A 419-nucleotide genomic window follows, 5' to 3' on the forward strand; every position below is an offset into this window, starting at 1 on the left:
GAACACTAGCGATTACATTTTTTGAATTCAAGCTTTAAAACTCTAATTCACTCGGTTTTGCTTGGTAAAATCTATTTTACTTACTTATCTAGTTTTCAATGTACAATTATAATGGTGGAGACTAGCGGGATCGAACCGCTGACCTCCTGCGTGCAAAGCAGGCGCTCTCCCAGCTGAGCTAAGCCCCCGTATTAAATTAATCTAAGATGATGGGCCTAAGTGGACTCGAACCACCGACCTCACGCTTATCAGGCGTGCGCTCTAACCAGCTGAGCTATAGGCCCATATTTTCTATGAATACTACCATATGTATGAGCATTCAAAACTGAATACAATATGTCACGTTAACCCTTCATCTTCGAAAGAAGATGTTCCGTAATTAATCCTTAGAAAGGAGGTGATCCAGCCGCACCTTCCGA

2 tRNA genes are annotated in these 419 nt (G+C 42.2%); both read right to left on the bottom strand.

Going from position 1 to position 419, the window contains the following annotated elements:
- Positions 1 to 112: 112 nt before the first annotated feature.
- A tRNA-Ala gene (locus APS80_RS10450) sits at positions 113 to 188 on the bottom strand.
- Between the two features lie 22 nt (positions 189 to 210).
- Positions 211 to 284, bottom strand: a tRNA-Ile gene (locus tag APS80_RS10455).
- Positions 285 to 419 lie beyond the last annotated feature (135 nt).

The organism is Staphylococcus auricularis (assembly GCF_001500315.1).
Taxonomy (GTDB): domain Bacteria; phylum Bacillota; class Bacilli; order Staphylococcales; family Staphylococcaceae; genus Staphylococcus; species Staphylococcus auricularis.